Source organism: Lebetimonas sp. JS138 (genome assembly GCF_000523335.1).
Lineage (GTDB): Bacteria > Campylobacterota > Campylobacteria > Campylobacterales > Nautiliaceae > Lebetimonas.
This window is the reverse complement of sequence record NZ_ATHT01000001.1, coordinates 753438-778647: the sequence shown is the minus strand read 5'-3', so window position 1 is coordinate 778647 and position 25210 is coordinate 753438. Positions and strand designations below refer to the sequence as shown.

The window sequence follows — 25210 nt, the reverse complement described above, 5'->3', positions numbered from 1 at the left end:
TTTAACCCCTATTATTTAGAGTACAACTCAACTACTAATCTTTCTTCTACCGGAATGTTTACTTCACTTCTATCAGGAATTCTTTGGAATACGCCTACTTTTTTATCAATATCTACATCAACCCAAGGGGCTATTCCAGTTTGTTTAGACAGTTCTAAAGCTCTTTGAATTTGAGGATTGTTTTTGGTTTTTTCTTTAATTTCTATTCTGTCACCTTCTTTTACCAAATATGAAGGAATATTGACTTTTTTACCGTTAACCAAAATATGTCCGTGCGTTACAAGCTGTCTTGCAAATCTTCTGGTAGATGCAAATCCCATTCTGTAAATAACATTGTCAAGTCTTCTCTCAAGTAATTTAATTAAGTTTTCCCCTGTTGAGCCTTCTTGTCTGTTTGCCTCTTGGAAAAATTTTCTAAATTGTTTTTCAAGTACACCGTAATAATATTTAATTTTTTGTTTTTCTCTAAGCTGTAATCCGTATTCGGAAATTTTTGTTCTTCTTTGTCCATGTTGACCCGGTGCGTAAGGTCTTTTATCAAGTGCGGATTTACCCGCTAATCTTCTTTCACCTTTAAGCTCTAAACTTACTCCAAGTCTTCTTTCGATTCTTTCAACCGGTCCTGTATATCTTGCCATCGTTACACCCTTCTTCTTTTTCTTGGTCTACAACCGTTATGTGGCAGAGGAGTAATGTCTTTCATCCAAAGTACTTTAATTCCTTCAATTGCACCGACAGTTTTAACTGCTGTCTCTCTACCGCCACCTGGTCCTTGTACTTTAATTCCCACTTCTTTAATTCCATATTCTTTTGCTTTAGCCATAGCATCTTCAACTGCCTGCTGTGCGGCGAACGGAGTGGATTTTTTACTTCCTTTAAATCCCAAATGCCCTGAAGAGCTCCAGCATAAAGCATTACCCATTTCATCAGTAACGCTAATCATTGTATTATTGAATGTAGCTGAAATATAAACTATTCCGCGTCCTACTTGTTTTTTAATTTTTTTCTTTTTAACTACTTTTCTTTTTGCCATCATTCACCCTTTATTTTGCTTTTGCACCAACAGTTTTTTTCTTACCTTTTCTGGTTCTTGCATTTGTTTTTGTTCTTTGCCCTCTTACAGGAAGGCCGCGTCTGTGTCTTAATCCTCTGTAACACCCTAAATCCATAAGTTCTTTGATATTAAGCTGAACTATTTTTCTAAGTTCACCTTCTACTATGTAATTGCTTTGAATTTCTTTATTTAATGTTGAAACTTCTTCTTCGCTGAGTTCATAAACTCTTTTGTTTGGATCAATCCCAGTGTCTTTTAAGATTTTTCTGCTAAGAGTTAATCCGATTCCGTAAATATACGGAAGCGCATATTCTACTTTTTTGTTTTTTGGTAAGTCCACACCTGCAATTCTTGCCATGTTTTATCCTTGTCTTTGTTTATGTCTTGGATTTTCACAAATTACCCTGACAACGCCTTTTCTTTTAACGATTTTGCATTTCGGGCAAATTTTTTTAACTGAAGCTCTTACTTTCATAATATCCCCTTAATTTAAATTAAAAAAGTGTAAAGTGAAAAAGAAATTCACTCTTCATTTTTAACTTTTCACTTATTTTTATCCCCCTTAGGTCAATAGACCAGCCCTTGCAACTGTTTTTTAACAGATGCAAAGCCTCTATTTTGTTCAGGGGGATGGAATTATACCATAAATAATTTTAGTGGGTGGTGAGCGGTTGGTGGTGAGTGGTGAGAAAAAAAGAAAAATCTTTTATAATATTTCCTTATTAAAAGGAATTAATGAAAAATAAACGCAAGTAATCCTATTAATGCAAGAGTTACAGTTCCGACATTTATTTTATCAAATTCTCTTTTTAACAAAGCCAAAATTAAATAAATGACAAAACCCGCACTGATACCTATTGTAATGGAATAGGTAAGAGGCATTAAAACAGCCGTGATAAAACTTGTAACGGCTACGGTTCCGTCTGAAAAATCTATGTTTTTAAGTTCGCTAAACATAAGCACACCAACCATTACCAAAATAGGATAAATGGCATTGTCAGGAATCGCTTTATAAATTGGTAGAAAAAACAGTGTTGTGATAAACAAAAGCCCAGTAACTACCGCAGTTAGTCCGGTCCTACCCCCTTCTTCAACTCCGGCGGCACTTTCAATAAACGATGTTGTGGTAGACGTACCAAGACTGGCTCCTATTACGGTAGCGGCAGCATCTGCTTCAAGGGTTTTTTGAAGCTCACGGCTGCCTTTTTTAAATAAACCGGCCCTCATACCGATTCCGGCAAGTGTACCGATGGTATCAAACATATCTGTAATTAAAAATGTCATAATAACAGGTAAAAGTGCCAGTGTAAGCGCACTTTTTATATCAAAATGAAATGCTATATTTCCTATCCCCGAAGGCATAGACACAATCCCTTTTGGAAGCTCGCCTAAACCCAGCATCCATGCAACTATTGAAGTGATTATAATAGCTATTATAAAAGCCCCTTTTATTCTGTATGCAAAAAGTACAGCAGCAACTATAAATCCGAAAACACCGAGTAAAACTTTAGGATCGTGAAAATTTCCAAGACTTACAAGTGTAGCCGGATTATCCACAATAACACCCATTCCCTTAAGACCTATAAACGCTATAAACATTCCTATACCCGCACTTATAGCCCTTCTTACATCAATAGGTACCGATTCCAAAACCCAAACTCTGAATTTTGTAAATGAAAGAGCTAAAAATATAAGTCCGGAAATCATTACAATACCAAGAGCGCTCTGCCACGGAATATGCATCCCTTTGACCAGACCGAATGTAAAATATGCATTAAGCCCCATTCCCACACTCATAGCAACCGGGGTATTAGACCAAATACCGTTTAATATGGTGGAAATAATGGTAACAACAGCTGTTGCGGTAATAAGCTCGTCAAACGGCATACCGGTTAAACTCATAATGGAAGCATTGACAGGCACTATATACATCATAGCTAAAAATGTAGTTAACCCGGCTCTCACCTCTGTAGAAACATTTGTGTTTTTTTCTGAAAGTTTAAATATTTTTTCCAACATTTTTGCCCTTTTTTGGGCAAATTATATCATAATTATTAAAATAGAATTAACTTTTTAAAATATGAGACTAACTAAAAAATTTAATAATTTATACAAATAAACATTTATAAGTGTCTGTCACTTATAAATTAATAATTAAATAAGGGAAAAACCCTTATTTAATTTCTATTTTTTTACCTTCTGCTTTAGGTTTTCTTGGAATAAACACTTTTAACACCCCATCTTCAAATTTTGCTTCAATTTTTTCAGCGTCAGCATCTGAAGGCAATTTAAAGCTTCTTTCAAATCTTCCAAAAAAGCTTTCAATTCTTGTATAATTTTCTTTTTCTTCTTTTTTCTCAAGTTTTCTTTCACCTGAGATACTCAAAATTCCTTCATTTATGCTGATATTAATATCTTCTTTTTTAACGCCGGGCAAATCGACTTCGACATAATAGCCGTTTTCATCTGCCTTTTCATTTACAGCAGGTGTAAAAGCTTCCACTTTTTGAACAGGTTTGTTTGCTCCAAGAACTGCTCCCAATCTTCTTTCTATATCTTGTAATTCTTTAAACGGATCGAATACTGTTGGCCACATCATCCCCTCCTTTAAAAGAATTTTATTTATTTACAGTGAAATTATATCAAATTTTATATTCTTTGTCAAGAAAGTTTATACTAAAAGACTAATATTTGATTATCTTCATTATTTAGATTTTCTTTCTTTAACAATTTAAGCATGTTATTTTTAAATTTATATATATATAAATCTTTCCCGTCATTTACATTTAAAACAAACACCGGTATTATTTTATCTCCCTTAATTAATAATTTTCCCTTTTTAATACTAATAGTCAAATCGTTTTTATCACATAATAAATCAAAAACTACCTCTTTTTTATTAAATGTCCCTTTGACAAAAATTTTTTCAAATTCATCGTATTTTATATTGAGTTTCTTTGAAACATCCTCTTTTAATTTAGCATTTTGAATTAAAAAGTTAAAACTGCCTTTATCGGACACAACAATTCTGCCGGTTATTTTTCCATAATCAAAAATATTTGGTAAATTTATATAATTGAAAAACATATTTGACGGCATATCAAAAACTATATTTGTAATATTTTGGTCATAAAATCCGCTGAAATTATTTCCTTTAAATTTTATTATTCCATACTCCGGATTATTCTCCGCTTTTAAGCTTACCTCGCCTTTAAACGGATAAATCAAAGGAAGAAGTTTCAAATCAAGTTTATCCAGATCAACAATATATTTAATGTTGTTTTTATTATCTACTGTAGCTTTAAAATTTCCTTCTAAAATTTCGCTTTTTATTTTACCGTTTATATTTATATTGTTAAACGAATTGAAAAAAACATTTATATTTGAATTAAACGGATTTTTTTGATAAGTTCCGTTTATCGAAGCGTAAATATTATAATTATAATTATTCGAAGAGAGATTAATTTTCACTTTGCCGTTAAGATTTTTCGGAATTTTGACAGACAGTTTATTTAAAACATACCCTAAATCGATATCACCGGTTTTAAAATTTATATCTTTTTTATTTTTATTCAGTTTTATTTTCAAAAAACCTATATTATTATCAAAATAAACCATACTGTTTATAAGATATCCTGTAATTTTTTTTATAACGTTTCCGCTTATTATCGCATTTTCTTTTATTTTTTTATTTGCCAAATCTATATATTTAAGCCTGCCTTCTATAATCGCATCAAAAGGGAACATTTCCCCGTATAATTTATATATATTGCCATCTTGATACAGAAGCATGGAAAATGTATTATAGTTGATTATAAGTTTTTCTATTTTTGTATTCTTAAAATAATGGTCAATTTCTTTTTGAAGATAAAATTTAATTATATTTTTCCCTATATCCGTATTAAATAACAACCAGACAAAAACTACAGACAAAATTAAAATACCTGAAAATATTTTTATTAATTTTTTAATTTTCATTGTTCCACCTTTATAGGTGTTTCAAAATATACACTGTTTGACGGAAACGCAAATGATGTATATTTTTCAACGGTTTTTTTAATTTCCAGATTTATTTCCTCTTTTATTTCCAGATATTTTTCCCAATCAGCCGTTTTGGTAAAAAAATAGCAAAATATATTAAGGGAACTGTCTGCGTATTCATCAAAATATATTAAAAGGGGTTCTTTATGAACTAAAGGGTGGTTTTTTAAATAACTTCTTATTTCATTTAACAGTTTGTTTAAATCTTCCACACTTGTAGAATATGTAAGGCCTATTCTCATCATAACCCTTCTTCTGTCACGCCTTGAAAAATTTTCCACATTTGAAACAGCAATTACCGAATTCGGAACAACTATCACTCTTTTGTCAAAAGCCCTTATTTTTGTTGTTCTCATTCCTATATCTTCCACAATTCCCTCGGCATTTCCTATTTTCACCCATTCTCCGACTTTAAAAATATTGTCGGTCAGTATTGCAATCCCGCCGAAAAGATTTGCAGCCGTATCTTTTGCCGCCAGGGCAAACGCCAAACCGCCGAGACCGAGTGAAGCGATAAATCCTGTAACGTTAATTCCAAATTCCTGAAGCATTGCCACAATACCGATAATAACAACAAAAGCTTTAGTGATTTTTATAAGAAAAGAAGCCAGTTCCCTCGAAGCTTTTCCGTATTTTCCAAGCAGATGATATACCCAGTCTTCGAATTCACATACAAGATTATACATTACCCAAAAAATATCAAAAATTAAAAGTCCTCTTATTATATGGTTTAAAAATTCGCCTTTAAGATTCAGAAAATAAAAAAATCCCCAAATACCGGCTATAACAAACAAAAATCTTAAAGGATTTTTAAATGCGGCAAAAAATTTGTCATCTATATCTGTTTTGGTTTTTGAAGAGAGTTTCTGGAAAAACGAAAGAACAAAAAGTGTAAAAATTTTTCTGAAAACCAAAAATATAAATAAAACAATAAAAGCCAGAATTATTTTATACAAAGGCGTATTTAAAAAAGTAGTGTTTAAAATTTCAATTATTCCCCTCATCCTTTCCCCCAAACATTTTTTCATCTTTCATAATTATAACAATTTTTTTAAAAACCGGCACAGCTGTGGCTGATGCGAAATAATACGGGAAAGGCGCTTTTACATGGAAAAATGTAATACCTATGGTATATTTTTTACCGTTTGCATCGGCAAATCCGAAAAAAGAGGAATTATAAACTTTCTGATACACCCCGTTTTGGGTTGTATGGGCGGTTCCTGTTTTCCCTGCGGTAAATATATTATCCATTAAAGCAGCCTTTGCCGTCCCTTTTAAAACAACTTTTCTTAGAATGTTTAGCATTTCATTCGCCGTTAAGGTCTTAATAACCTTTTTTTTATCCGTAGGAACATCGGCAATTTTAGGAGTTACCATAACACCGTTATTGTTAAATACATTATAGGCTTTTAAAAGTTCCATAAAATTGACAACTATTCCGTATCCGTAAGCTGAAGTTGATTTGTAAACAGGATAATTATAAAGTTTTAAAGGTTGAAGTCTGCCTTTTAGTTCATAAGGTAAATCGATTCCGCTTATTTTGTCAAGTCCAAATTTTCTGTAACCGTAAAACTGCTCTTTTGCAGAAAGCCTGAGCGCCAGCTGGGACATGACAATATTGCTTGAATACACAATTGCGTTTTCGGCACTCAGCCATTTAAACGGCTTATCATCTATAATAGGAGTTTTTCTCCAGTCGGGTTTCCATCTGCCGTTATATGCATTCAATACTTCATAAGGATTTACTTTATTATGTTCAAGTAAAATGGCAAATGTTATCGGTTTCATAACTGACCCGGGTTCAAAAAGTTCCCTTAGGGCAGAAATTTTCATATTGGGAATGTCTTTTTTTGTTATATGGTTCGGGTTAAACCTGTTTGAAGAAGCCAATGCTAAAATTTTTCCGCTTTTGCTTTCCATTACTGCGGCTATTACCTCATCCGCTTTATATTTTTCTTTTGCCTCATCCAAAATATTTTCTATTCTTTTCTGTAAAACAAGGTTTATGTTAAGCTTTAATGTTTTTCCGTTTTTAGGATATTTGACAACGGCATTTTTATCGTAGATAATATTTCCCCCGACATCCCTGTATCCCGTTATAATTCCATTTTCCCCCGGGCTTAAAACATTGTTATAATATTCTTCTATCCCGTTGTTTCCTTTTTGTGTTTCTTTTGAATAACTTCCGAGATACGGTTCAAACGTATCATTATACGGATATACCCTTTTAAAAAGAGGTGAAAGGACTATATTTCCGTCTATATTTTTAGGAGCCACGCTTTCAATGTCATATCCTCTTCTTATACCGTTAACACTTATGAAAACACGGTATTTATCAAGGACACGTCTTAAATAAATTAACTGTTGTTTGGTATTTTTGTCTATAACGGCCAGCAGAATTCTCTTATGGATTTTTAATTTATCAACAATTTCTCTTTTACTTATACCGGTATAAATACTGAATAAATCTACAAACAGTTTTTTTTTAAAAAACGATATATAATCGGGGTCTATATAAACAGCATAGATTCTCTCACTCTTGGCCAAGGTAAAATTACCGGCGACAATATTCCCCCTGAGCGCACTTTCGATTTTTTTAATATAAGGATTAAAATATGATTTCGGTCTATAAATAGAAAAAAACAAAAAAGCGCCGAATATAACTAAAAAAAGAATAAAAAAAAGAATATAAACTAAAGGTATTTTAATATTTTTCATTAAATTTGAGTTTTAAGTAGCTCTTTATAGGCACTTATAGCCTTATTTCTGACTTCAAGCATCATTTTCATTTTAAGTTCCGCTTTTTGAATAGTTATACTTGCTTTTGCCAAATCTTTAACATCTCCGGTTGCTATATCGGTTTCGGCTTTTTTGGCGCTTTGTAGAAAATTATTTGTCTCATTTAACTCTTTTTTTAAAATTTCTTCAAAATTATCATCATTTGATTTGTTTTTGTTTTGTATATTTCCGATATTTATATTTGAATCTATTTTATTAATAAAAGCCATTTTTTATTCCTTAGCTTTGTAATATGTTTATGGCACTGTTCGCCATTGTTTTTGCACTCTGAAATGCCGCCACATTAGCCTGATACGCCCTTGTTGCTTCCAATAAATCGGCCATTTCAATTACAGGATTAATATTTGGATACGCTACATAACCTTTGGCATTTGCATCAGGGTTTGTCGGGTCATATTTTAAAATCGGTTTTGAATCATCCCTTACCACTTTATCCACCATTACAGTTTCAATCGGAGGTTTCGCCTTTGCACCGTCTTCTCCCTCTTCATCCAAAGGATTTTCATATCCGGCAAAAGAAGCATTGTTTTCAAGTTCTTTGTTAAGCGTTTTTTCAAAAGGCACAGCTTTAAAAACAACCTCTTTTCTTCTGTACGGCCCGCCTTCATCGGTTCTTGTGGTATTTGCGTTTGCAATATTTTCTGAAATTATATTTATTCTGAATCTCTGGGCTGAAAGTCCGTATCCGGATATATCAAAACTGTTTAAAAATCCCATTTTTTTCCTTTTATTTAAAACTTGGCCACTTGCCAACTCATTACTCACAACTCACTACTCACAACTCACCACTCACTATTATATATTCTTACTTGAATCAATCACCAGCTTAAACAAATCTATTCTTTTTTTTACCGCAGCCACCTCGGCGTTATACATAAGGGCATTTTTTGCCATTTCTGTAGTTTCCACATCTATATCAACGCTGTTTCCGTCATTTCTTGCCAAATGACCGTCTCTGAAAAACACAACAGGCTCATTTTTATCTTCTACATTTTTAGGCTCCAAATGCATAGCATTAGTTTTTGCAAGCTCTAATTTTTTATTGTTTCCATGTTCTATTTCATTTCTTAAGGTATCTTCAAATCTTATATCTTTTGGTTTGTAATAAGGAGTATCGGCATTTGCTATATTGCTTGCAATTAAATCCTGTCTGATTTTTCTGTATTCAAGAGATTTTTCCAAAAAATTAATTGTTTTAAACAAACCAAAACTCCTTTTTTAATTTCAAGCAATTTTTATTCCCTTTACCTACAACCTCTCAGCTTTCACTTTTCACTTTCCATTTTTCACTTTAAACTTGGCAACTTGGCTAGTCACAATTCACTACTCACAACTCACTGTATTATTATGATAAAATTCTATATTAATTATACACTATAAAGGTTAATTTTGCAAAAAGTCGATGCGTTAATTTTTATTATAGTTGCCATATTTTTACTGATAGGTTCCCTTTTTTCATATTCTCTGCCTGTTTTTTTGGAAACTTCAAAAAACCTGGGGGAATATCATTTTGTAAGCAGATATCTTTTTTTTGGTTTTTTAGGTTTTGTAATTATGACGATTCTTTCTTTTCTAAACACTGATATATGGTTTAACAAGCTTGGATGGCTTATTTTTATAACTTCTTCTATATTGGTAATATTAATGCCTTTTTTACCCGAAAGTATTGCCCCTGTAATTAACGGTGCAAGAAGATGGATAAAAATAGGGGCGTTTAAATTTTCCCCCGTTGAATTTTTCAAAATCGGAGTAATATTTTTTTTATCATGGTCTTTTACAAGAAAAGTTAAAAACATCAATTCCCTAAAAGAAGAGATAAAACTTATTTTACCCTATCTTATAATACTGGGAAGTTTTTGGTATCTGATACTTGCTTTTCAATCGGATTTGGGACAGGTTATGATAATGGCTTTGGTTTTTGCTTTTATGTTATTAATTGCAGGGGGCAGATTTCAAACATTCACTTTAATTATTTCGGGCGGTATTTTTGTGTTTATTTTAGCCGTTTTCTCATCTAAATACCGCCTTTTAAGGTTTAAAGCATGGCTGGCACTTATGTCGTCAAATTTTTTTCCACATCCGATAGTTGACACTTCCCCAGCAAGTTACGGACAGGTCCAGGAAGCTTTGAATGCAATTCACAACGGTGGAATTTTGGGGACAGGCATAGGAAACGGTGTATTCAAACTCGGATTTTTAAGCGATGTGCATACCGATTTTGTATTGGCCGGTATTGCGGAGGAAACAGGTATAATAGGAATCAGCTTAATTGTAATTTTGTTCAGTGCCTTAATTTACAGAATATTCAGAATCGCAAACAGGAGCGAAAAAAAAGAATATCAGCTTTTTGCCTTCGGAATAGGGACTTTAATTTCACTGCAGTTTATTCTAAATGCACTGGGCGTTACGTCATTGATTCCTATAAAAGGTCTTACAGTCCCTTTTTTAAGCTACGGCGGAAGTTCACTTTTAGCTTTTTTAACGGCAATAGGAATGGTTTTAATGATAAGCAAAAGAACGAAGTTATAATAAATGGTGAAAATAGTGAGTAGTGAAAATGGTGAAATTGGAGAATAAATGGAAAATTTAAATATGGCAATAACAGGCGGTGGAACGGGGGGACACCTTAAAATTGCAAAAATTATAAAAAATGAATTAAATAAAAGAGGATTAAATCCAATTTACATAGGTTCAACCTCTGGGGCAGACAAAGAGTGGTTTAGTGAAGATGAAGGGTTTAGCAAAAAATATTTTCTCTCATCCACAGGTGTTGTAAATAAAAAAGGAATAAAAAAAATAGATTCTTTAATTAATATAATAAAATTATCTTTTCAGGCAAAAAAAATATTAAAAGAAAATAATATAAATGCAGTTTTCAGTGTAGGAGGATATTCAGCAGCCCCGGCAGCTTTTGCCGCTATAACAAGCAATAATCCCCTTTTTATTCATGAACAAAATGCACATATCGGCTCACTTAATAAATTATTAAAACCTTTTTCCAGAAGATTTTTTTCCACATTTTTATATAACGACCCCTATCCTGTGGAACAAATTTTTTTTGAAAAAAATAGAATCAGGAAAAAGCTAAAAACTGTTATTTTTTTAGGAGGAAGCCAGGGGGCGATTGCAATAAACGATTTGGCTTTGTCGCTCGCCCCCGTTTTAAAAGAAAAAAATATTAATATAATTCATCAGACAGGAAAAAGGGATTACGAAAGAATTAAAAATTTTTATGAAAAAAACGGTGTAAAAGCAGACGTTTTTGATTTTTCAAAAGATTTAGCCGATAAAATCACACAAGCCGATTTTGCAATAAGCAGAGCCGGAGCTTCAACACTGTTTGAACTTGTCGCAAACCAGATTCCGACTCTTTTTATTCCCTACCCTTATGCAGCGGGAAACCATCAATATTATAATGCAAAATTTTTAGAAGAAAAAAAAGCGGGATTTGTAATAAGACAAAATGAAATAAACGATGAAAAGATTATAAAAATTCTTTTTGATTCTAACTTAGAGGCTATTTCAAAAAATTTGGCTAAAATAAACAAAAAAAACGGGGCTGAATTTATAATAAATGAAATTTTTAAAACTCTTCATCAATCATAGCGCAAATCATATGTCCGACCATTATATGCATTTCCTGAATTCTTGGCGTATCATAGCTTGGAATAACAATATTCACATCTCCCAAATCTTTCATCTTACCGCCGTCTTTTCCTGTTAAAGTAATAACCTTACAGCCTGTTTTTCTGGCATAATCTATTGCATTTATTACATTTTTTGAATTGCCGCTTGTTGAAATTGCTATTAATATATCATCTTCATTTGCCAACGCTTCTACCTGTCTTGAAAATATTTGTTCAAAACCGTAATCATTTCCTATTGCTGTAAGAGCGGATGTATCGGTAGTTAGAGCTATACCGGCAAGAGCTTTACGCTCTTTTTTAAACCTGCCGCTAAGCTCGGCTGCAATATGCTGAGAATCGGCCGCACTTCCTCCGTTTCCACAAAGTAAAATTTTACCTCCGTCTTTTAAAGAAGCCAAACAAAGCTCGGCCGCACTTACAATATCAGGCAACAGTTTTTCCATTTTTTTAGCTACCTCGATATGATTCATCAAACATTTATTTAACATTTCTCTCCTTTTTTTTACTTTTCATCATGGCCGCTTTTCAAGCAGCCAGATGAGCGTAATTCGCTTTGCTCATTTTCGCTCATTTTCCATTATCCATTTTCCATTTTCAATTGGTATAACTTGGCAACTTAACTACTCACAACTCACTACTCACCATTCCTCACTTTTTTTATAATATTCGTAGTACTTTTCCCCTCAACAAAATCAATGAGTCTTACTTCTTTTGCAATATCGCTTCCTACAACCTCTTTATTTTTATAATCGGCCCCTTTTACCAAAATATCCGGTTTTATTTTTTTAATGAGTTCATACGGGGTATCTTCATCAAAAATAACCACATAATCAACAACCTCAAGAGAAGCTAAAAGATAAGCCCTGTCGTATTCATCATTTACCGGTCTATTAGGACCTTTAAGTCTACTTACTGATTCATTTGAATTAACACCGACTATAAGTTTATCTCCAAGAGCTTTTGCCTTTTGAAGGTATTTTACATGACCTATATGTAAAATATCAAAACATCCGTTTGTAAAAACTATTTTTTTATTTTCAGCCCTTAAAGCATTTGCTATTTTTTCAATTAATTTAAAATCAACTATTTTATAATCCACATTGTTATCTATTCTTTTTTCGGCTTCTTTAATTTCTTCAAGCGACACAGTAGCACTTCCGAGTTTTCCTACTACAACAGCGGCGGCCGCGTTTGCAAAATGCATGGCATTGATTAAATCATCACTTTTATTTAAATAATATCCCAGACTTGCCAAAACCGTATCCCCTGCCCCCGTTACATCATATACTTCTCTTGCCAAAGTAGGCACTTCTACGAAATTATCTGCAAAAAGAGCCATTCCATCTTCACTGAGAGTTACTAACAAATAATCAAGATTCAGCTCTTTTTTAACTTTCCATCCAGCTTTTATTAAATCATCTTTATTTTTTATCTTCATCCCTGCCGCAGTTTCAAGCTCTTTTTTATTAGGCTTTAACATCCACGCATTTATATATTTTGAAAAATCTTTTTTTGGATCAATTATAAGCTTTTTATTATATCTGTTTGCAAGTTTGATTATTTTTTGAGTTAGACTTTTTGTTAAAACACCTTTTTCATAATCGCTTAAAAGAATTATTTCAATATTTTTAATATTTTTATCTAAAAATTCAATTATTTTTTCTTCATATTCTTCACCAATAGGTTCTATTGTCTCTTTATCATACCTGATTACCTGCTGATGGGACGCTATTACCCTGCTTTTTATAATAGTCTCACGCGATTTATCTATAAAAATCCCGTTTGTGTCTATATTTTTTTCTTCTAAAAGCTTTAACATTCTTTTATAATTTCTGCCAATAACACTTGAAACTATCACTTCAGCCTCAAGTGTTATTAAATTATTTACGACATTCCCGGCACCTCCGAGTCTGTCTTCTTCTTTTTCAACTTCCACAACAGGCACCGGAGCCTCAGGGGAAATCCTGTGGCTTTTCCCCCATAGATAATGGTCTATCATAAAATCGCCGACAATTGCTATCATTTCACTTCTTCTTCGTAAATTCGCCTAATTTCAGGTAAATAAGCTTTTATCCCGTCTTCCAGGCTGAATCTCGGATTATAATCCAGATATTTTCTTGTATCTTCAATATCAGCCTGGGTAAAATACTGATACTGCTTTGCATATGGATTTGGAATGTATATATCATCTCTTTCAATACCTAACTCTTTTTTTAATATATCCACAATATCCTGAAAACTTCTGGCCTTTCCGGTTCCCACATTATAAACCCCGTTTTTTTTGGCTGCGCAGGCTTTTATATTCGCCTGAATTACATCTTCAACATATATAAAATCCCTTTTTATTTTATCACTTCCCTCAAACAGTTTTGCACTCTCTCCTTTTAAAAGCTGAAGTCCAAACTGCAAAACCATTGAAGCTGTTTTATTCTTAAAATATTCCCTCTCACCGTATACATTAAAATACCTAAGTCCAATAACTCTAATTTTATCATAATACTCTTTTGCTAAATTATCCATCATAAGTTTGGAAAAGCCGTATACATTATTTGGATTTTCATGCCCCACTTTAAATATTTTAGAATTTCCATAAGTCGCCGCAGAGCTTGCATAAATCATAGAAGCATCTTTTTTAACTACCAAATCCAATAAATCCTTAAAAGCATTTACATTCGTATCTATCATTATTTTCTGATCAAGAACCGTGGTATCTGAAATTGCGGCTTCATGGAATATATAATCAATATCATAAACTTCAAGTCTTTCCAAGTCTTCTTTTTTTGTAATATCTCCGCTGATTACAATCCCCTTGAATCCCAACAGATTTTTAAAATGCCCAAAACTTTTTAAGTTTCCGTTTGAAAAAGTCTCTTCGTTTCTGAATTTATCAAAAACAATTACTTTTGCATCAGGATAATTTTCCTGAAAGTAAAAAGCTAAATTACTGCCTATAAATCCGGCTCCACCTGTAACTAAAACAGTTTTATTATTAAAATCAATATCAACATACTTCATTTCATTCCTTTTTGATTTTTTCAATTATATCAAATAAAGAATTTTTAACTAAATAAGTTTTCCCAACTCCCGCATTTTTCCCGGCTTTAATATCACTTATTTTATCGCCTATCATTATGGAATCTTTTAAAGAAATATTATATTTTTTTGCCAAATTCAAAATCATCCCGGGATTTGGTTTTCTACAGTAACATCCAACATCCGGATGATGGGGGCAAAAAGCGACTTCTTTTATTTCAAACCCCCTTTTTTCAAGTTCATTTAGCATATAATCTGTGAGTTTTTTAAAATCCTCTTCCCTGTAATATCCCCTGCCTATACCTGACTGATTGGTTACAATAAATAAAGTAAAACCTTTATCCTGAAGTAATTTTAATAATTCAAAAATCCCTTCTTTGAATTGAAAATCTTCTATTTTATAAACATAATTTTTATCAACATTTATAACCCCGTCTCTGTCTAAAAAAGCCGCTTTCATTATTATCCTTTAATTTTTAACTTTTCATCATGGACGCTTTTCAAGCAGTCAGATGAGCTTAATTCGCTTTGCTAATTTTCGCTCATTTTCCATTTTCCACAATTTTTAACTTTTCACTTTTCATTTTTCAATTAGCAACTCTTTTGCCGCTTCAATCACCTCACCAGCTTCAATACTTTTCATACATTCATGCGACTTCAAAGGACACTCTCTTTTTTTACAGGGAGCACATTCCAGATTTTTAGTAACTATTTTATAATTTTTACTCCAGGGACTCGTTTCAGTATAATCAGTGGGCCCAAAAACAGCCACAATTGGCACATTGTAAGCCGCCGCTATATGCATAGGCCCTGAATCGTTCGTAACAAAAAGACTAAGTCCCCCAATATATTGGCAAAGCTCTTTTATATTGAGCCTTCCACATAAATTTAAAAAATCCGGATGGTCTAAATTTTTTTCTATATCTTTTGCAATTTCCTCTTCCCCGGGACCTCCAAAAATTATCAGTTTATAATTTTTAAAATAGTTTCCGACCTCGGCAAACTTTTCGGGATACCATCTTTTGGCACTTCCGTATGTAGCCCCGGGATTAATGCCGATTGTGGGTTTTGCAAATTCAAAAGGTTTAAAATCAAGTTTTGGATTATATATTTTATTTTCATTTATTATAGAATTTACATATTTTGAATATTTCTCCACCATATGACCTGAAAAGTTATTGTCAAATGTAAAAGACTTTTTTGCTTTTAATCCTAAAACTTTTGAATATAAACTTCCTCTAAAACTTATAAATAAATCGGCACTTGGAATTTTAAAAAACTGCCTAAACCTGTGTTTTCTATCATCTACAATAACCTCATCAAATTTTTCTTTAAAAAGCTCAGTACTTACAAAACTTCCAAAAAGAATAGATTTTTTAGGTTTAAAATATTCAAGAAGCCCCTCTATCGACCCGCTTGCCATTACGGCATCGCCAAGCCATGTTGGAGATTCAATTAAGAGTTTCATTTATAACCTTAAGTGTTTTTTTCACATTTTTTTCTATACTGAAATTTTTTGAGATATCTTTCATTTCTTTTTGTTTTTCTTTTAATATTTTATCATTTTCTAAAAGAAAATTTATTTTTTCAACAACACTTAAATCATTGGGATTTTCCATTACATTAAATTCAGGCAAAATTTCACTTGCCCCGTTTTGCTTTGTTGTAAATACCACACATTCAAAATTCATAGCTTCTAAAACTACATTGCTGAAAGGTTCATATTTTGTAGGAAAAAGAAAAATATCTGCCATAGAATAAAATTTATCCACATCTCTTCTTGGCCCTGTAAAAATTACTTTTTTTTCAACTCCTAATTCTTTAGCATAATTTTTATAATAATTAATTTTTTTTTCTTTCCCCACAACTAAAAATTTAAAATCTCTTTTAATTTTAGAAATAATTTCAAGCGCTTCTTTTACCCCTTTTCTTTTAAAACCACTGCCAACATAAAGAATAATTTTTTCTTGTTTTAAATTAAATTCTTTTTTTATATTACTAAAATCAGCCTTTTCTTTTAAAGGAATTCCGTTATAAATTACTTCTATTTTTTCAGGACTAATATTATAATATTTAATAATTTGATTTTTAACCATATTAGAATTTGCAATAATTTTTTTAGCATTTTTAAACATTCTTTTTTCTATAAAAAGATAGACTAAATGCAAAGGATTAATTGATTTTTTAGTTTCTAAAAACGCTTTGTGTACCCCATCTCCAGCCCTATAAATATCAGGACATGTGATTCTTTCAAGAGAAAAATAAAATTTATTTTTTTTATTTAAGCAAACCTGCAGGTTATACCAAAATGCCTTTAAAAAGCTAGGCATTATTTTAGGACAATTACAATAAATTACTTCATAATCAATATTTTGTTTTTTAAGCTCATTACTAAGTCTTTCCAAATACCTCTCAGCCCCGCCGAAAGGATTTTTTTTAAGACGAAGAAATGTTAGTTTTTTCATCAATTTCCTTAATAAAATCAACTATTTGTTTGGCCCTGTTTTCCCAAGTAAACTGTTTTCCTGTTTCATAAGCATTTTTAGAAATTTTTTCCAATTTTTCTTTTGGCAAAGATAATATATAATTCAATTTATTTAAAAAATCTTTTTTATCACCTGCTTTAAATAAAAAACCATTTACTCCATCTTTTATTATTTCCTTAATAGGTTCAAAATCACTGGCCAAAACAATATTAGAAGTCATTAAATATTCATAAAGTTTGATAGGTGTAGAAAATTTATTATAATGAGAACTAATATTAGGAATTACTGCTAATTTTACTTCATTTAATAAAATATGTTTAATTTCTTCAGGTTTTTTAAAACCTAAAAATTCAATATTGTTAGCAGCTTTATTTAGCAATTCTTTTTTTCTATTTCCATCTCCTATCATTTTAAGTACAATATTTTTTTTATTTAACACATCTACTAAAAAATCAACTCCTTTCCATTTTTGTAAACTTCCAATATAAAAAATTTCTTTAATTGAAGTAAAATCTTTCTTTTTATATTCAAAAAAATCACAACCATTATGTATAACTTTTTGTAAATTTGAAACATTAAAACTATTATTAATTTCTTTTTTTAAACTTTTATTTATAAAAGTAAGCCCTAAAGTATTTTCATAAACAAATTTTTCTATTTCTCCTATTTTTTTATTTTTAAATTGAAAAATTTCATGACATTCAAAAATAACATTAGCTCCATTTTTTATTAAAAATTCTGCTGTTTTTAAATGTCTTACATAAAAATAATCATATTTTTTTATTTCTTTTTTTAGGTTTAAATTAAAAATTTTATTACTTCTTATAATAAATTTTCTTGGCAACTCTTTTAATTTTAAATTACAACTAAGTTCATAAAAATCTAAAACATTATTCTCACTTTTTTCATAAATTAAAGTAGTATCAACAATTTTAGATAATTCACAAGCTGTATTAACAACAGAAATAGCCCTTGCTTTTTTAGATGGCAATTTTTCAGGATATACGTAAGCTATTTTCATCTTTTTCCTTAAATATTAAATAAAGCATAAAATAAAAAATCAAATATTTAAAATTCCTACCCTCAGCTAATCCTCTTACAAAATAATATCCAACAAAAGACACTAATATTGCCAAAGTAAATAAATTTAAATTTTTATATAATTTAAAAATAAAAACTATACTAAAAGCTAAAAAAGCAATTAATCCCAAAATACCTTCTTTATAAAAAATTTGAAGTAAAAAAGGTTCATCAGACCAATAATGAAAGTTATTTCCTTCTTGAACGCCATATTTTTTAGGCGCATGATAAAAATTAAGAAATCTGTTATATTGATAATTATCAGGACCGCCAACCCCTATAAACAAATTACTATGTTTTAGAAAAATTGGCAACCTTGTTTCAACAATTTTATCCCTTCCGTTTGGATTTAACCCCTGATGAATCTTAGTTTGTATTAAATAAGAATTTTTATAAATTAAATATCCGCCCATTATCAATAAAATAAATACAATTCCTAAATAAATAAACATTTTTTTATAATTAAATTTTAAACTTAATACTACTGCAATTAAAAATATTTCAATAAAAACTGTACCCCATGCACCTCTTGCCCCTATTAAAAATAATTCAAATAATCCAAATAAAAAAATTATACTTAATAAAAGTTTAAAAATTTTATTTTTTATTAAAAACAAAGAAATAAACACAAAAGGAATCAATATATCAAAATATACAGCCGCTATTCTTTCAAGCCTTATAGAAAAATCTAACTTAGGATTAATTTTAATATACTCATACGCAAATTTAAATACATCAAATACAAAAGCACATATTGTAGCAATAAACAATATATTTTTTAATAATTCTTTTTTTTCTACACTTAATGAAACTAACATAAACAAAAATATATTTAAAAACTCAACTCTAAACTCTTTCCATGATGGCAAAGAATTAGAAAAAGAAAAAATAATAGAAATAATAATTGAAATTAAAATAAAACTAAAAAGAATAAAAAGAGTTTTTTCATCTTGGTAATACTCAATATAAATTTTTTTTATTTTATCAAAATTTAAAAACAAATCTATCAAATAAAATAAAACAGCCCCTGATAAACCAATATATTTTATTGGAGTATATCCATTTATTAAAAATACAAATAGAAAAAGGCTTAAAAAAAATATTTTTATATAATCTAACTTATTTTTCAACACCAATCCCCTTTAATAAATTATCTACCGTATTTTCCCATGTAAAATTATTTTTAACATATTCTCTTGTATTAAATGTCATATTCATAGCTTTTAATATTTTTTCTTTTAATTCTTCTTTATTGTTTATTTCAAATAAAAATCCGTTTTCTCCATTTTTTACTATTTCTTTCATACCCCCATTATTGCTTGCAATTACAGGTACTCCACAAGCCATAGCTTCAATTAAAGTTATTCCAAAAGCTTCTTTTCCAATACTTGGTTGAATAAATATATCAGCTATATTTATATATTTATAAAGCTCTTTATTTTCAATCTCACCTAAAAATAAAACTTTATTTTCTACATTTAATTTTTTTGCTAATTTCTTTAAATTTTCTAATTCTTTTCCTTTACCTATTAAAACATATATAAAATTTTCTGGTAATTCAGGCAATATTTCAATTGCTAAATGAAAACCTTTTAATCCAACAATTCTTCCAACACTTAATAAAATTTTTTTATTTTCCAAATTAAATTTTTTACGCATATCGTTTCTAATTTGTTTATCTGCTTTGAATAATTCTATATCAACACCATTATATAAAACTTTCACTTTTCTTTTGTATCTGTTTTCAATTATTTTTTTATTTGATTTACTTACTGCAAACATATAATCTACATATTTTGAAAAAAATTTATCAAATCCATAAAAATCTTCCCCACCGGAAACAAAAACAGTTTTTATTTCAGGATTTATTTTTTTCATAAAATAACATGTAAAAAAATCCAGTGGTTTATGAATTAAAAAAATATCATATTTTTTATTTTTTAAATAAGAATATGCATTTCTAAAAAAACTTACCCTTTCCCACCATTTCCTAAATCTGTTTCCTAAATCAATAATTTTATCTCTTGGAATAAAATCAAACATTTTCAAAGGAATTTCAACATATTTTATATAGTCTCCTTTGCCTGAGATTATTTCTACTTCATGTCCCTGTCTTATTAATTCTTTAGCAACTTCCCAGTAAAAAGTTTCAATTCCGCCAGTTTTTATGGTTGTAGTTATGTTATACATACAAAATTTCATTTTCTGCTCTTTAAATAATTATTTAATTCCTCATATTTTTCAAAAACCTCATTTACATCAATTAATTGCATTGCAGAATTGTCTCTTTGTTTTTTAGGCAATTTTTGGACAAAACTGCCATTTTTTTGAATAACTTTATGAAGTTCTAAATCCTGATAAGGTCCTATAGTTTTTGAATCTGTAGCTGAAAAAAGTGAAACCGTAGGAGTTTTAAGTGCAATCGCCAAATGCATTGTGCCTGTATCATTTGTAATTAACATCTTTAAATTATTTACAATATTTGCTAACTCTATAATATTTGTTTTTCCGCACATATTTACAATATTTTTATTGCCAACATTTTGTATTATTTTATCTCCCAATTTTTTTTCGTTTTGAGTGCCTAATATTACAATTTTTTCATTATTTTTTAATAATTTTTCAGCCAATTTGCTAAATCTTTCAATCGGCCACATCTTATAAACATCAGCAGCCCCTACTTGAAAACCAATATAATTCTTAAATTGTAAATATTCTTTATTTAAAACATTTCCTATTTTCATCTCTTTTTCAATTATTTTTCCACCTATTTTTTTGATTAAATCTAATCTATCTTCTATAGCATGTTGGTTTTTTTTTATAAAATCATACGATAAATATTTTTTTAAATAATTTTTAGTAGGGTGTTTTAAAATATATTCACTGCCACTTAAAACAGCTAATTGTATATCCTGTGGAGAATTTGAATGAAAAATTAAAGTAATTTTTGGATTATATTTTTTTATTCTAAACATTATTTTAAAAAAATCATTATATTTGCCATTATATTCAATTATTTCATCTATATATTCAAAATTTCTAAATAATGGTGAAAAATTGCTTTTTAAAACTGCAATAATTTTATTATTTGGAAAAGATTTTTTAAGTGATTTTATAGCAGGAGTTGATAGTAATGTATCTCCTAATGCGGTATTTGATATAACTACAAAATTATCATTATCATTAATTTTTAAATATTCTATAGATTTTGCAGGAGATAAAAACAGATTAATTATTTTTTCAAACAAACTCAAATATTCTCCTTAATTTTCTCAACAACAATTTCAGGCTCAATATTTCCAGCAATTTTACTTTCATCCTGAGTTACCAAATCTTTATATCCCCAAGGATACCATTTATTCATATTTGTTTTGCCACTAATTGCAATTGTTTTAACTCCAAGAGCAGGTCCTATATGCATAGCCCCGCCATCAAGACTAACAAATAATTTTACATTGCTGATTAACCCGGCTAAATCTAAAAGACTTTCAGTTTTTATCCATTTAGCTTTACTGTTTTCTTCAAGCCATTTTGCATTTTCAAAATCACTTGGTTCTGCTGTAATTATAATATTTTCATCTAATTTATCAATAACTGCTTTAAATTTTTCTTTAGAATATCTATTTTCTTTAATTCTTGAAGAGATGTGAAACAAAATATAATTTTTATAACCTTTATATTTTTTCTTAAAATTCTCAGGCATATAAAAAAACATTTTTTCATCACCTTGTTTAATTCTCAAAGGTTCTAAACATCTATAACAAAATTCAACTTCATGCTCATTTGGATTTGGAATAATGTGATGTGTAAAATTATCCCTGTTTTTAATATCTTTTACACCAATTCTAATTTTAGCTCTACTTATATTACTAAACTGCTCAGCCGAACTTGAATATCCGCTTCTAAAAACAACTGCCGCGTCATATTTTTCAAAAAAAATTTCACTCATAATTTTTATCTTACCGCCTAATGCTTTAATTTTATCAGATAAATTTTTTTTATGCTTTGGTTTTATGTAAACATAAATTTTATCCACAAAAGGATTTTTATTAATTGCTAAAAAATTATAACTGTTTACCACTATATCAATTTGAGCATCAGGATATTTTTTTCTTAAAGCTTCAATAGCAGGAGTTGTGCAAATTAAATCTCCAATATTATCATTTCTAACAAGCAAAATTTTCATTCAGGTTTTACCTTTGAATATAAATATCCAAAAATTGGATTAGAAAAAATTTTTATCTGTTTTTTTAGCCATCTATCATCTTTTTTTATTGCTATTCTTTTTATTTCATCTAAATTATTATCAGCTAAATTAATTCCTCTTTTTGTAGTATAAAAAATTTTAAAATTTTTTTTTACTAACATTATCAAATTATTATCATATTTTCCTCTTGGCCAGCATAAATGTTTTGAATCAACACCAAGCCTATTTTTTAAAATTTCTTTTGATTTTTCAAACTCTTCTTCCCACGAATATTCTTTACCAAAATAAAAATCCCTATGCGAATGAGTATGTGAGTGAAAATCTAAAACATCACTCATTTTTTCTATTTCATTCCAATTTAAAATAACTGATGAAGGATTAATCTGGACTTCTTTTTTAGCCTCATTATGTTTTAGAGGTTTAAATTCTGATTTTTTTTCACTTGCTTTTTCAATCCATTCAGTTACTAAAAATATTGTGGCTTTTAAATTGTATTTTTTTAAAACAGGATATGCAAAATAGTAATTATCCCTCCATCCATCATCAAATGTAATAAAAACAGCTTTTTTAAATTTTTTTTTGCCCTGTTTAAATTCTAAAAATTCTTTGCTTGTAAGAGTTTTATAATTATTTTCTGCTAAAAACTTCATCTGTTTTTCAAAATTTTCTATGCTACTTGCAATAAAACTATCTTTTTCTAAAATATGATGATACATTAAAACCGGCACACTATTCATTTATAATTCTTTTATACAAATTTTCGGTATCTTTAACCATTTTTTGAGTTGAAAAATTATTTTCTATCCATTCTATTGCATTTTTTGAAAATTCATATCTTAAGTTTTTATTCTCTATTAACTTGATTAACTTTTCTCTTAAATCATTTACATTTTCTTTTTCAAACAAAAACCCTGTCTTACCTTCACTCACACACTCTGGAATTCCACCAACCCTGCTTGCCACAACAGGCACACCGCAAGACTGAGCTTCTAAAAGAGCGGTCCCAAGAGCTTCAAGATTTGAAGGCAATACAAAAATATCAAAATTAGGTAAAATTTTATCTATATCTTCTCTATGACCAAGCATCAAAACTTTATTTTCTAAATTATTTTCTTTTATAAAATTTTTAATATTCATCTCCTGCGGACCATTCCCAACTATTACAATTTTTATATTTTCTAAAGGTTTTACAGCCTCTAATAAATCTATATGTCTTTTTGCAGCCCTTAAAACTGCCACAATTCCTATAATTACAGTATCATTATTAATATTATATTCACCTCTTAAATCATAACCGCTAAAAGGTTTAAACTTATCTGTATCAATACCTGTATAAATAACCTCTAATTTCTCTTTTTTAACCCCTACACTTTCTAAATATTCTTTTACTTGTCTGCTAACACAAACAACTTTATCTGATAAATTATAACTTTTTGCACTTTTTATCGGAGTTAAAAGATGTCTTGTGCGAATTACCTTTACACCGCATAATTTACCTACAATGTTTCCAATCCAAGCATCTTTTCCAGAATGAGTAGAAATAATATCTATTTTTTTATTCTTTACAAAATTTACTAACTGATAAATAGTTTTTAAATTATAAATCTTATTTAATTTAAAATCAAAAAATTCACCTCTTATTTCTTCTTGTCTTTTAAATAAAACGCTATCTTTCTCCACTCCCCAAAAAACTTCAAATTCATCTGAGAGATTATTATTAAGCCTGACAGTCCTTTTTTCCTGTCCGCCCCAGCCTTTTGACGATTCAAGTTCAAGTATTTTCATTTACTTCCTCTATATTTTTTTTGATAAATTCAAAATCAAGTCCGCTTATTAAACATTCGCTTATCTTGCTTCCATTACATCCATCCTGCCCACAAGGAGCACAATCCCAATCTACCTGAATAACTCTATGTTTTCCCATTTTTTGAAATCCGTTTTTTTTATTATAGCCACTCTCCATTAAATTATTATCCCAAGGCCCCCAATTAAAAGCCCCGCTCGGTCCAAAAAATGCAATTACAGGGATATCGTTGGCCGCACTTATATGCATTATGGCAGTATCAACTCCTATAAAAAATTTAGCCCTTTTATTAAGAGCAGCTGTCTGTTTTAAGCTAAGTTTTCCACTTAAATCAATTGGATTTGTTTTACATAAAGATTTAATATTTTCTATTTTTTTAATTTCTGCTTCAACAGGAGCTGCCGTTAAAACTACCCTTAAATTTAGCTCCTCTTGAATAAAATCAATAATTTTTGCTGAAATTGTATCATCTATACATTTAAAAAGCCATCTGCTCACCGGATGAAAATGAACAAATTTTTTAGGTAAATTAAAACTGTCAATAAACTCATCATCTTTTTTATCCCAAAAAATTTTAACTCTTTTTTCAAAAATTTTTTTATTTAAAATTCTTATAGCATCTAAATTATTCTCTATTATATGTCTCATTAAAGGAGGATTTTGTAATTTATGAGTAAATGTATTTTTTAAAAAGATATTTTTTTTTGGAGAAAATCCTATTTTTATTTTTGCCCTGCTAAATTTTGCAATAAAAGCCCCTCTATCGCCTTCTGTTGTATTTATTATAATATCATAATTTCTAAAACTTCTTAAAAATTTAAATTCTTCTATTATTCTTTTTAGTTTTGGAAGGGATTTAAAATAACTTCTATCATAAGTAAAAATATTATTAATATTTGGATTTAGCGTTAGCATCTCTTCTGTGCCTTTATTTACTACACAATCAATTTGTGAATCAGGGTAATTTAGTTTTAAATTTTTAATTAAAGGAGTTGTAAGTAAAACATCTCCTATGTTTCTAAATTTTATTACCAATATTTTCAATTTTCCATTTTCCAT

At 29.6% G+C, this 25210-nt stretch carries 28 protein-coding genes; 2 read left to right on the top strand and 26 right to left on the bottom strand.

The window, feature by feature from the left end; genetic code table 11:
* Positions 1 to 11: 11 nt before the first annotated feature.
* The 12 genes from rpsD to flgB all read right to left on the bottom strand — a co-directional run bounded on the left by rpsD (position 12) and on the right by flgB (position 9097).
* Positions 12 to 638: a 30S ribosomal protein S4 gene (gene rpsD, locus DZ67_RS0104365; protein WP_024787458.1), complete on the bottom strand. Its 627-nt coding sequence runs from the start codon at positions 636 to 638 to the stop codon at positions 12 to 14.
* 2 nt (positions 639 to 640) lie between these two features.
* Entirely contained in the window at positions 641 to 1033 is a 393-nt protein-coding gene (rpsK, locus tag DZ67_RS0104360; protein ID WP_024787457.1) for a 30S ribosomal protein S11, read from the bottom strand.
* Positions 1034 to 1043: 10 nt separating this feature from the next.
* Positions 1044 to 1412 (bottom strand): 30S ribosomal protein S13, encoded by a 369-nt coding sequence (rpsM, locus tag DZ67_RS0104355; RefSeq protein ID WP_024787456.1) that lies wholly within the window; start codon positions 1410 to 1412, stop codon positions 1044 to 1046.
* 3 nt (positions 1413 to 1415) lie between these two features.
* Complete coding sequence (rpmJ, locus tag DZ67_RS0104350) at positions 1416 to 1529, bottom strand: 50S ribosomal protein L36 (RefSeq protein WP_024787455.1); 114 nt, start codon at positions 1527 to 1529, stop codon at positions 1416 to 1418.
* Between the two features lie 257 nt (positions 1530 to 1786).
* Positions 1787 to 3073, bottom strand: coding sequence for an NCS2 family permease (locus DZ67_RS0104345; RefSeq protein ID WP_024787454.1), 1287 nt, complete (start codon positions 3071 to 3073; stop codon positions 1787 to 1789).
* Positions 3074 to 3227: 154 nt separating this feature from the next.
* The gene (locus DZ67_RS0104340; protein ID WP_236617353.1) at positions 3228 to 3653 is read right to left on the bottom strand and encodes an Hsp20/alpha crystallin family protein; all 426 of its coding nucleotides are present in this window, start codon (positions 3651 to 3653) and stop codon (positions 3228 to 3230) included.
* 77 nt (positions 3654 to 3730) lie between these two features.
* Positions 3731 to 5032: a hypothetical protein gene (locus DZ67_RS0104335; RefSeq protein WP_024787452.1), complete on the bottom strand. Its 1302-nt coding sequence runs from the start codon at positions 5030 to 5032 to the stop codon at positions 3731 to 3733.
* Complete coding sequence (locus tag DZ67_RS0104330; RefSeq protein WP_236617352.1) at positions 5029 to 6099, bottom strand: mechanosensitive ion channel family protein; 1071 nt, start codon at positions 6097 to 6099, stop codon at positions 5029 to 5031. Before DZ67_RS0104330 ends, DZ67_RS0104335 begins: the two co-directional genes overlap by 4 nt.
* Positions 6083 to 7741 carry a peptidoglycan D,D-transpeptidase FtsI family protein gene (locus tag DZ67_RS0104325; RefSeq protein WP_236617351.1) on the bottom strand — a complete coding sequence of 553 codons (1659 nt, stop codon included), beginning with the start codon at positions 7739 to 7741 and terminating at the stop codon, positions 6083 to 6085. Before DZ67_RS0104325 ends, DZ67_RS0104330 begins: the two co-directional genes overlap by 17 nt.
* A gap of 71 nt (positions 7742 to 7812) precedes the next feature.
* Positions 7813 to 8103 carry a flagellar hook-basal body complex protein FliE gene (gene fliE / locus DZ67_RS0104320; protein WP_024787449.1) on the bottom strand — a complete coding sequence of 97 codons (291 nt, stop codon included), beginning with the start codon at positions 8101 to 8103 and terminating at the stop codon, positions 7813 to 7815.
* A gap of 10 nt (positions 8104 to 8113) precedes the next feature.
* A complete protein-coding gene (gene flgC / locus DZ67_RS0104315) occupies positions 8114 to 8611 on the bottom strand; it encodes a flagellar basal body rod protein FlgC (protein ID WP_024787448.1) in 498 nt (165 codons plus the stop codon).
* A 78-nt stretch (positions 8612 to 8689) separates the two neighbouring features.
* Positions 8690 to 9097, bottom strand: coding sequence for a flagellar basal body rod protein FlgB (gene flgB, locus DZ67_RS0104310; RefSeq protein WP_024787447.1), 408 nt, complete (start codon positions 9095 to 9097; stop codon positions 8690 to 8692).
* Between the two features lie 186 nt (positions 9098 to 9283).
* Between flgB and DZ67_RS0104305 the strand changes: the two genes are divergently transcribed.
* Together DZ67_RS0104305 and murG are read left to right on the top strand one after the other, a co-directional pair.
* Positions 9284 to 10423: an FtsW/RodA/SpoVE family cell cycle protein gene (locus tag DZ67_RS0104305; RefSeq protein ID WP_024787446.1), complete on the top strand. Its 1140-nt coding sequence runs from the start codon at positions 9284 to 9286 to the stop codon at positions 10421 to 10423.
* A 48-nt stretch (positions 10424 to 10471) separates the two neighbouring features.
* The gene (murG, locus tag DZ67_RS0104300; protein ID WP_035907106.1) at positions 10472 to 11500 is read left to right on the top strand and encodes an undecaprenyldiphospho-muramoylpentapeptide beta-N-acetylglucosaminyltransferase; all 1029 of its coding nucleotides are present in this window, start codon (positions 10472 to 10474) and stop codon (positions 11498 to 11500) included.
* Here the strand turns inward: murG and gmhA are convergent.
* The 14 genes from gmhA to rfaQ form a co-directional block, all read right to left on the bottom strand.
* The gene (gene gmhA, locus DZ67_RS0104295) at positions 11478 to 11984 is read right to left on the bottom strand and encodes a D-sedoheptulose 7-phosphate isomerase (RefSeq protein WP_369792211.1); all 507 of its coding nucleotides are present in this window, start codon (positions 11982 to 11984) and stop codon (positions 11478 to 11480) included. The two genes, murG and gmhA, sit on opposite strands and share 23 nt — an antisense overlap.
* A gap of 191 nt (positions 11985 to 12175) precedes the next feature.
* A complete protein-coding gene (rfaE1, locus tag DZ67_RS0104290) occupies positions 12176 to 13564 on the bottom strand; it encodes a D-glycero-beta-D-manno-heptose-7-phosphate kinase (RefSeq protein ID WP_024787443.1) in 1389 nt (462 codons plus the stop codon).
* The gene (gene rfaD / locus DZ67_RS0104285; protein WP_024787442.1) at positions 13561 to 14556 is read right to left on the bottom strand and encodes an ADP-glyceromanno-heptose 6-epimerase; all 996 of its coding nucleotides are present in this window, start codon (positions 14554 to 14556) and stop codon (positions 13561 to 13563) included. Before rfaD ends, rfaE1 begins: the two co-directional genes overlap by 4 nt.
* Before the next feature lies 1 nt (position 14557).
* On the bottom strand, positions 14558 to 15034 hold the full coding sequence (gene gmhB / locus DZ67_RS0104280; RefSeq protein WP_035907104.1) for a D-glycero-beta-D-manno-heptose 1,7-bisphosphate 7-phosphatase: 477 nt from the start codon (positions 15032 to 15034) through the stop codon (positions 14558 to 14560).
* A gap of 120 nt (positions 15035 to 15154) precedes the next feature.
* The gene (gene waaF / locus DZ67_RS0104275) at positions 15155 to 16042 is read right to left on the bottom strand and encodes a lipopolysaccharide heptosyltransferase II (protein ID WP_024787440.1); all 888 of its coding nucleotides are present in this window, start codon (positions 16040 to 16042) and stop codon (positions 15155 to 15157) included.
* On the bottom strand, positions 16026 to 17039 hold the full coding sequence (locus DZ67_RS0104270) for a glycosyltransferase family 4 protein (RefSeq protein WP_024787439.1): 1014 nt from the start codon (positions 17037 to 17039) through the stop codon (positions 16026 to 16028). Before DZ67_RS0104270 ends, waaF begins: the two co-directional genes overlap by 17 nt.
* Positions 17011 to 18081, bottom strand: a complete 1071-nt coding sequence (locus DZ67_RS0104265; RefSeq protein ID WP_024787438.1) for a glycosyltransferase family 4 protein — start codon at positions 18079 to 18081, stop codon at positions 17011 to 17013. The genes DZ67_RS0104270 and DZ67_RS0104265 overlap by 29 nt, the downstream gene beginning before the upstream one ends.
* Positions 18056 to 19270 (bottom strand): O-antigen ligase family protein, encoded by a 1215-nt coding sequence (locus DZ67_RS0104260; protein ID WP_156919574.1) that lies wholly within the window; start codon positions 19268 to 19270, stop codon positions 18056 to 18058. The genes DZ67_RS0104265 and DZ67_RS0104260 overlap by 26 nt, the downstream gene beginning before the upstream one ends.
* On the bottom strand, positions 19260 to 20342 hold the full coding sequence (locus DZ67_RS0104255; RefSeq protein ID WP_024787436.1) for a glycosyltransferase family 4 protein: 1083 nt from the start codon (positions 20340 to 20342) through the stop codon (positions 19260 to 19262). Before DZ67_RS0104255 ends, DZ67_RS0104260 begins: the two co-directional genes overlap by 11 nt.
* Positions 20339 to 21394: a glycosyltransferase family 9 protein gene (locus DZ67_RS0104250; protein WP_024787435.1), complete on the bottom strand. Its 1056-nt coding sequence runs from the start codon at positions 21392 to 21394 to the stop codon at positions 20339 to 20341. The genes DZ67_RS0104255 and DZ67_RS0104250 overlap by 4 nt, the downstream gene beginning before the upstream one ends.
* Positions 21391 to 22326, bottom strand: a complete 936-nt coding sequence (locus tag DZ67_RS0104245; protein WP_024787434.1) for a glycosyltransferase family 9 protein — start codon at positions 22324 to 22326, stop codon at positions 21391 to 21393. The genes DZ67_RS0104250 and DZ67_RS0104245 overlap by 4 nt, the downstream gene beginning before the upstream one ends.
* The gene (locus DZ67_RS0104240) at positions 22323 to 23084 is read right to left on the bottom strand and encodes a polysaccharide deacetylase family protein (protein ID WP_024790786.1); all 762 of its coding nucleotides are present in this window, start codon (positions 23082 to 23084) and stop codon (positions 22323 to 22325) included. Before DZ67_RS0104240 ends, DZ67_RS0104245 begins: the two co-directional genes overlap by 4 nt.
* Complete coding sequence (locus DZ67_RS0104235; RefSeq protein ID WP_024787432.1) at positions 23077 to 24132, bottom strand: glycosyltransferase family 4 protein; 1056 nt, start codon at positions 24130 to 24132, stop codon at positions 23077 to 23079. The genes DZ67_RS0104240 and DZ67_RS0104235 overlap by 8 nt, the downstream gene beginning before the upstream one ends.
* Positions 24119 to 25210: a putative lipopolysaccharide heptosyltransferase III gene (rfaQ, locus tag DZ67_RS0104230; RefSeq protein WP_236617350.1), complete on the bottom strand. Its 1092-nt coding sequence runs from the start codon at positions 25208 to 25210 to the stop codon at positions 24119 to 24121. Before rfaQ ends, DZ67_RS0104235 begins: the two co-directional genes overlap by 14 nt.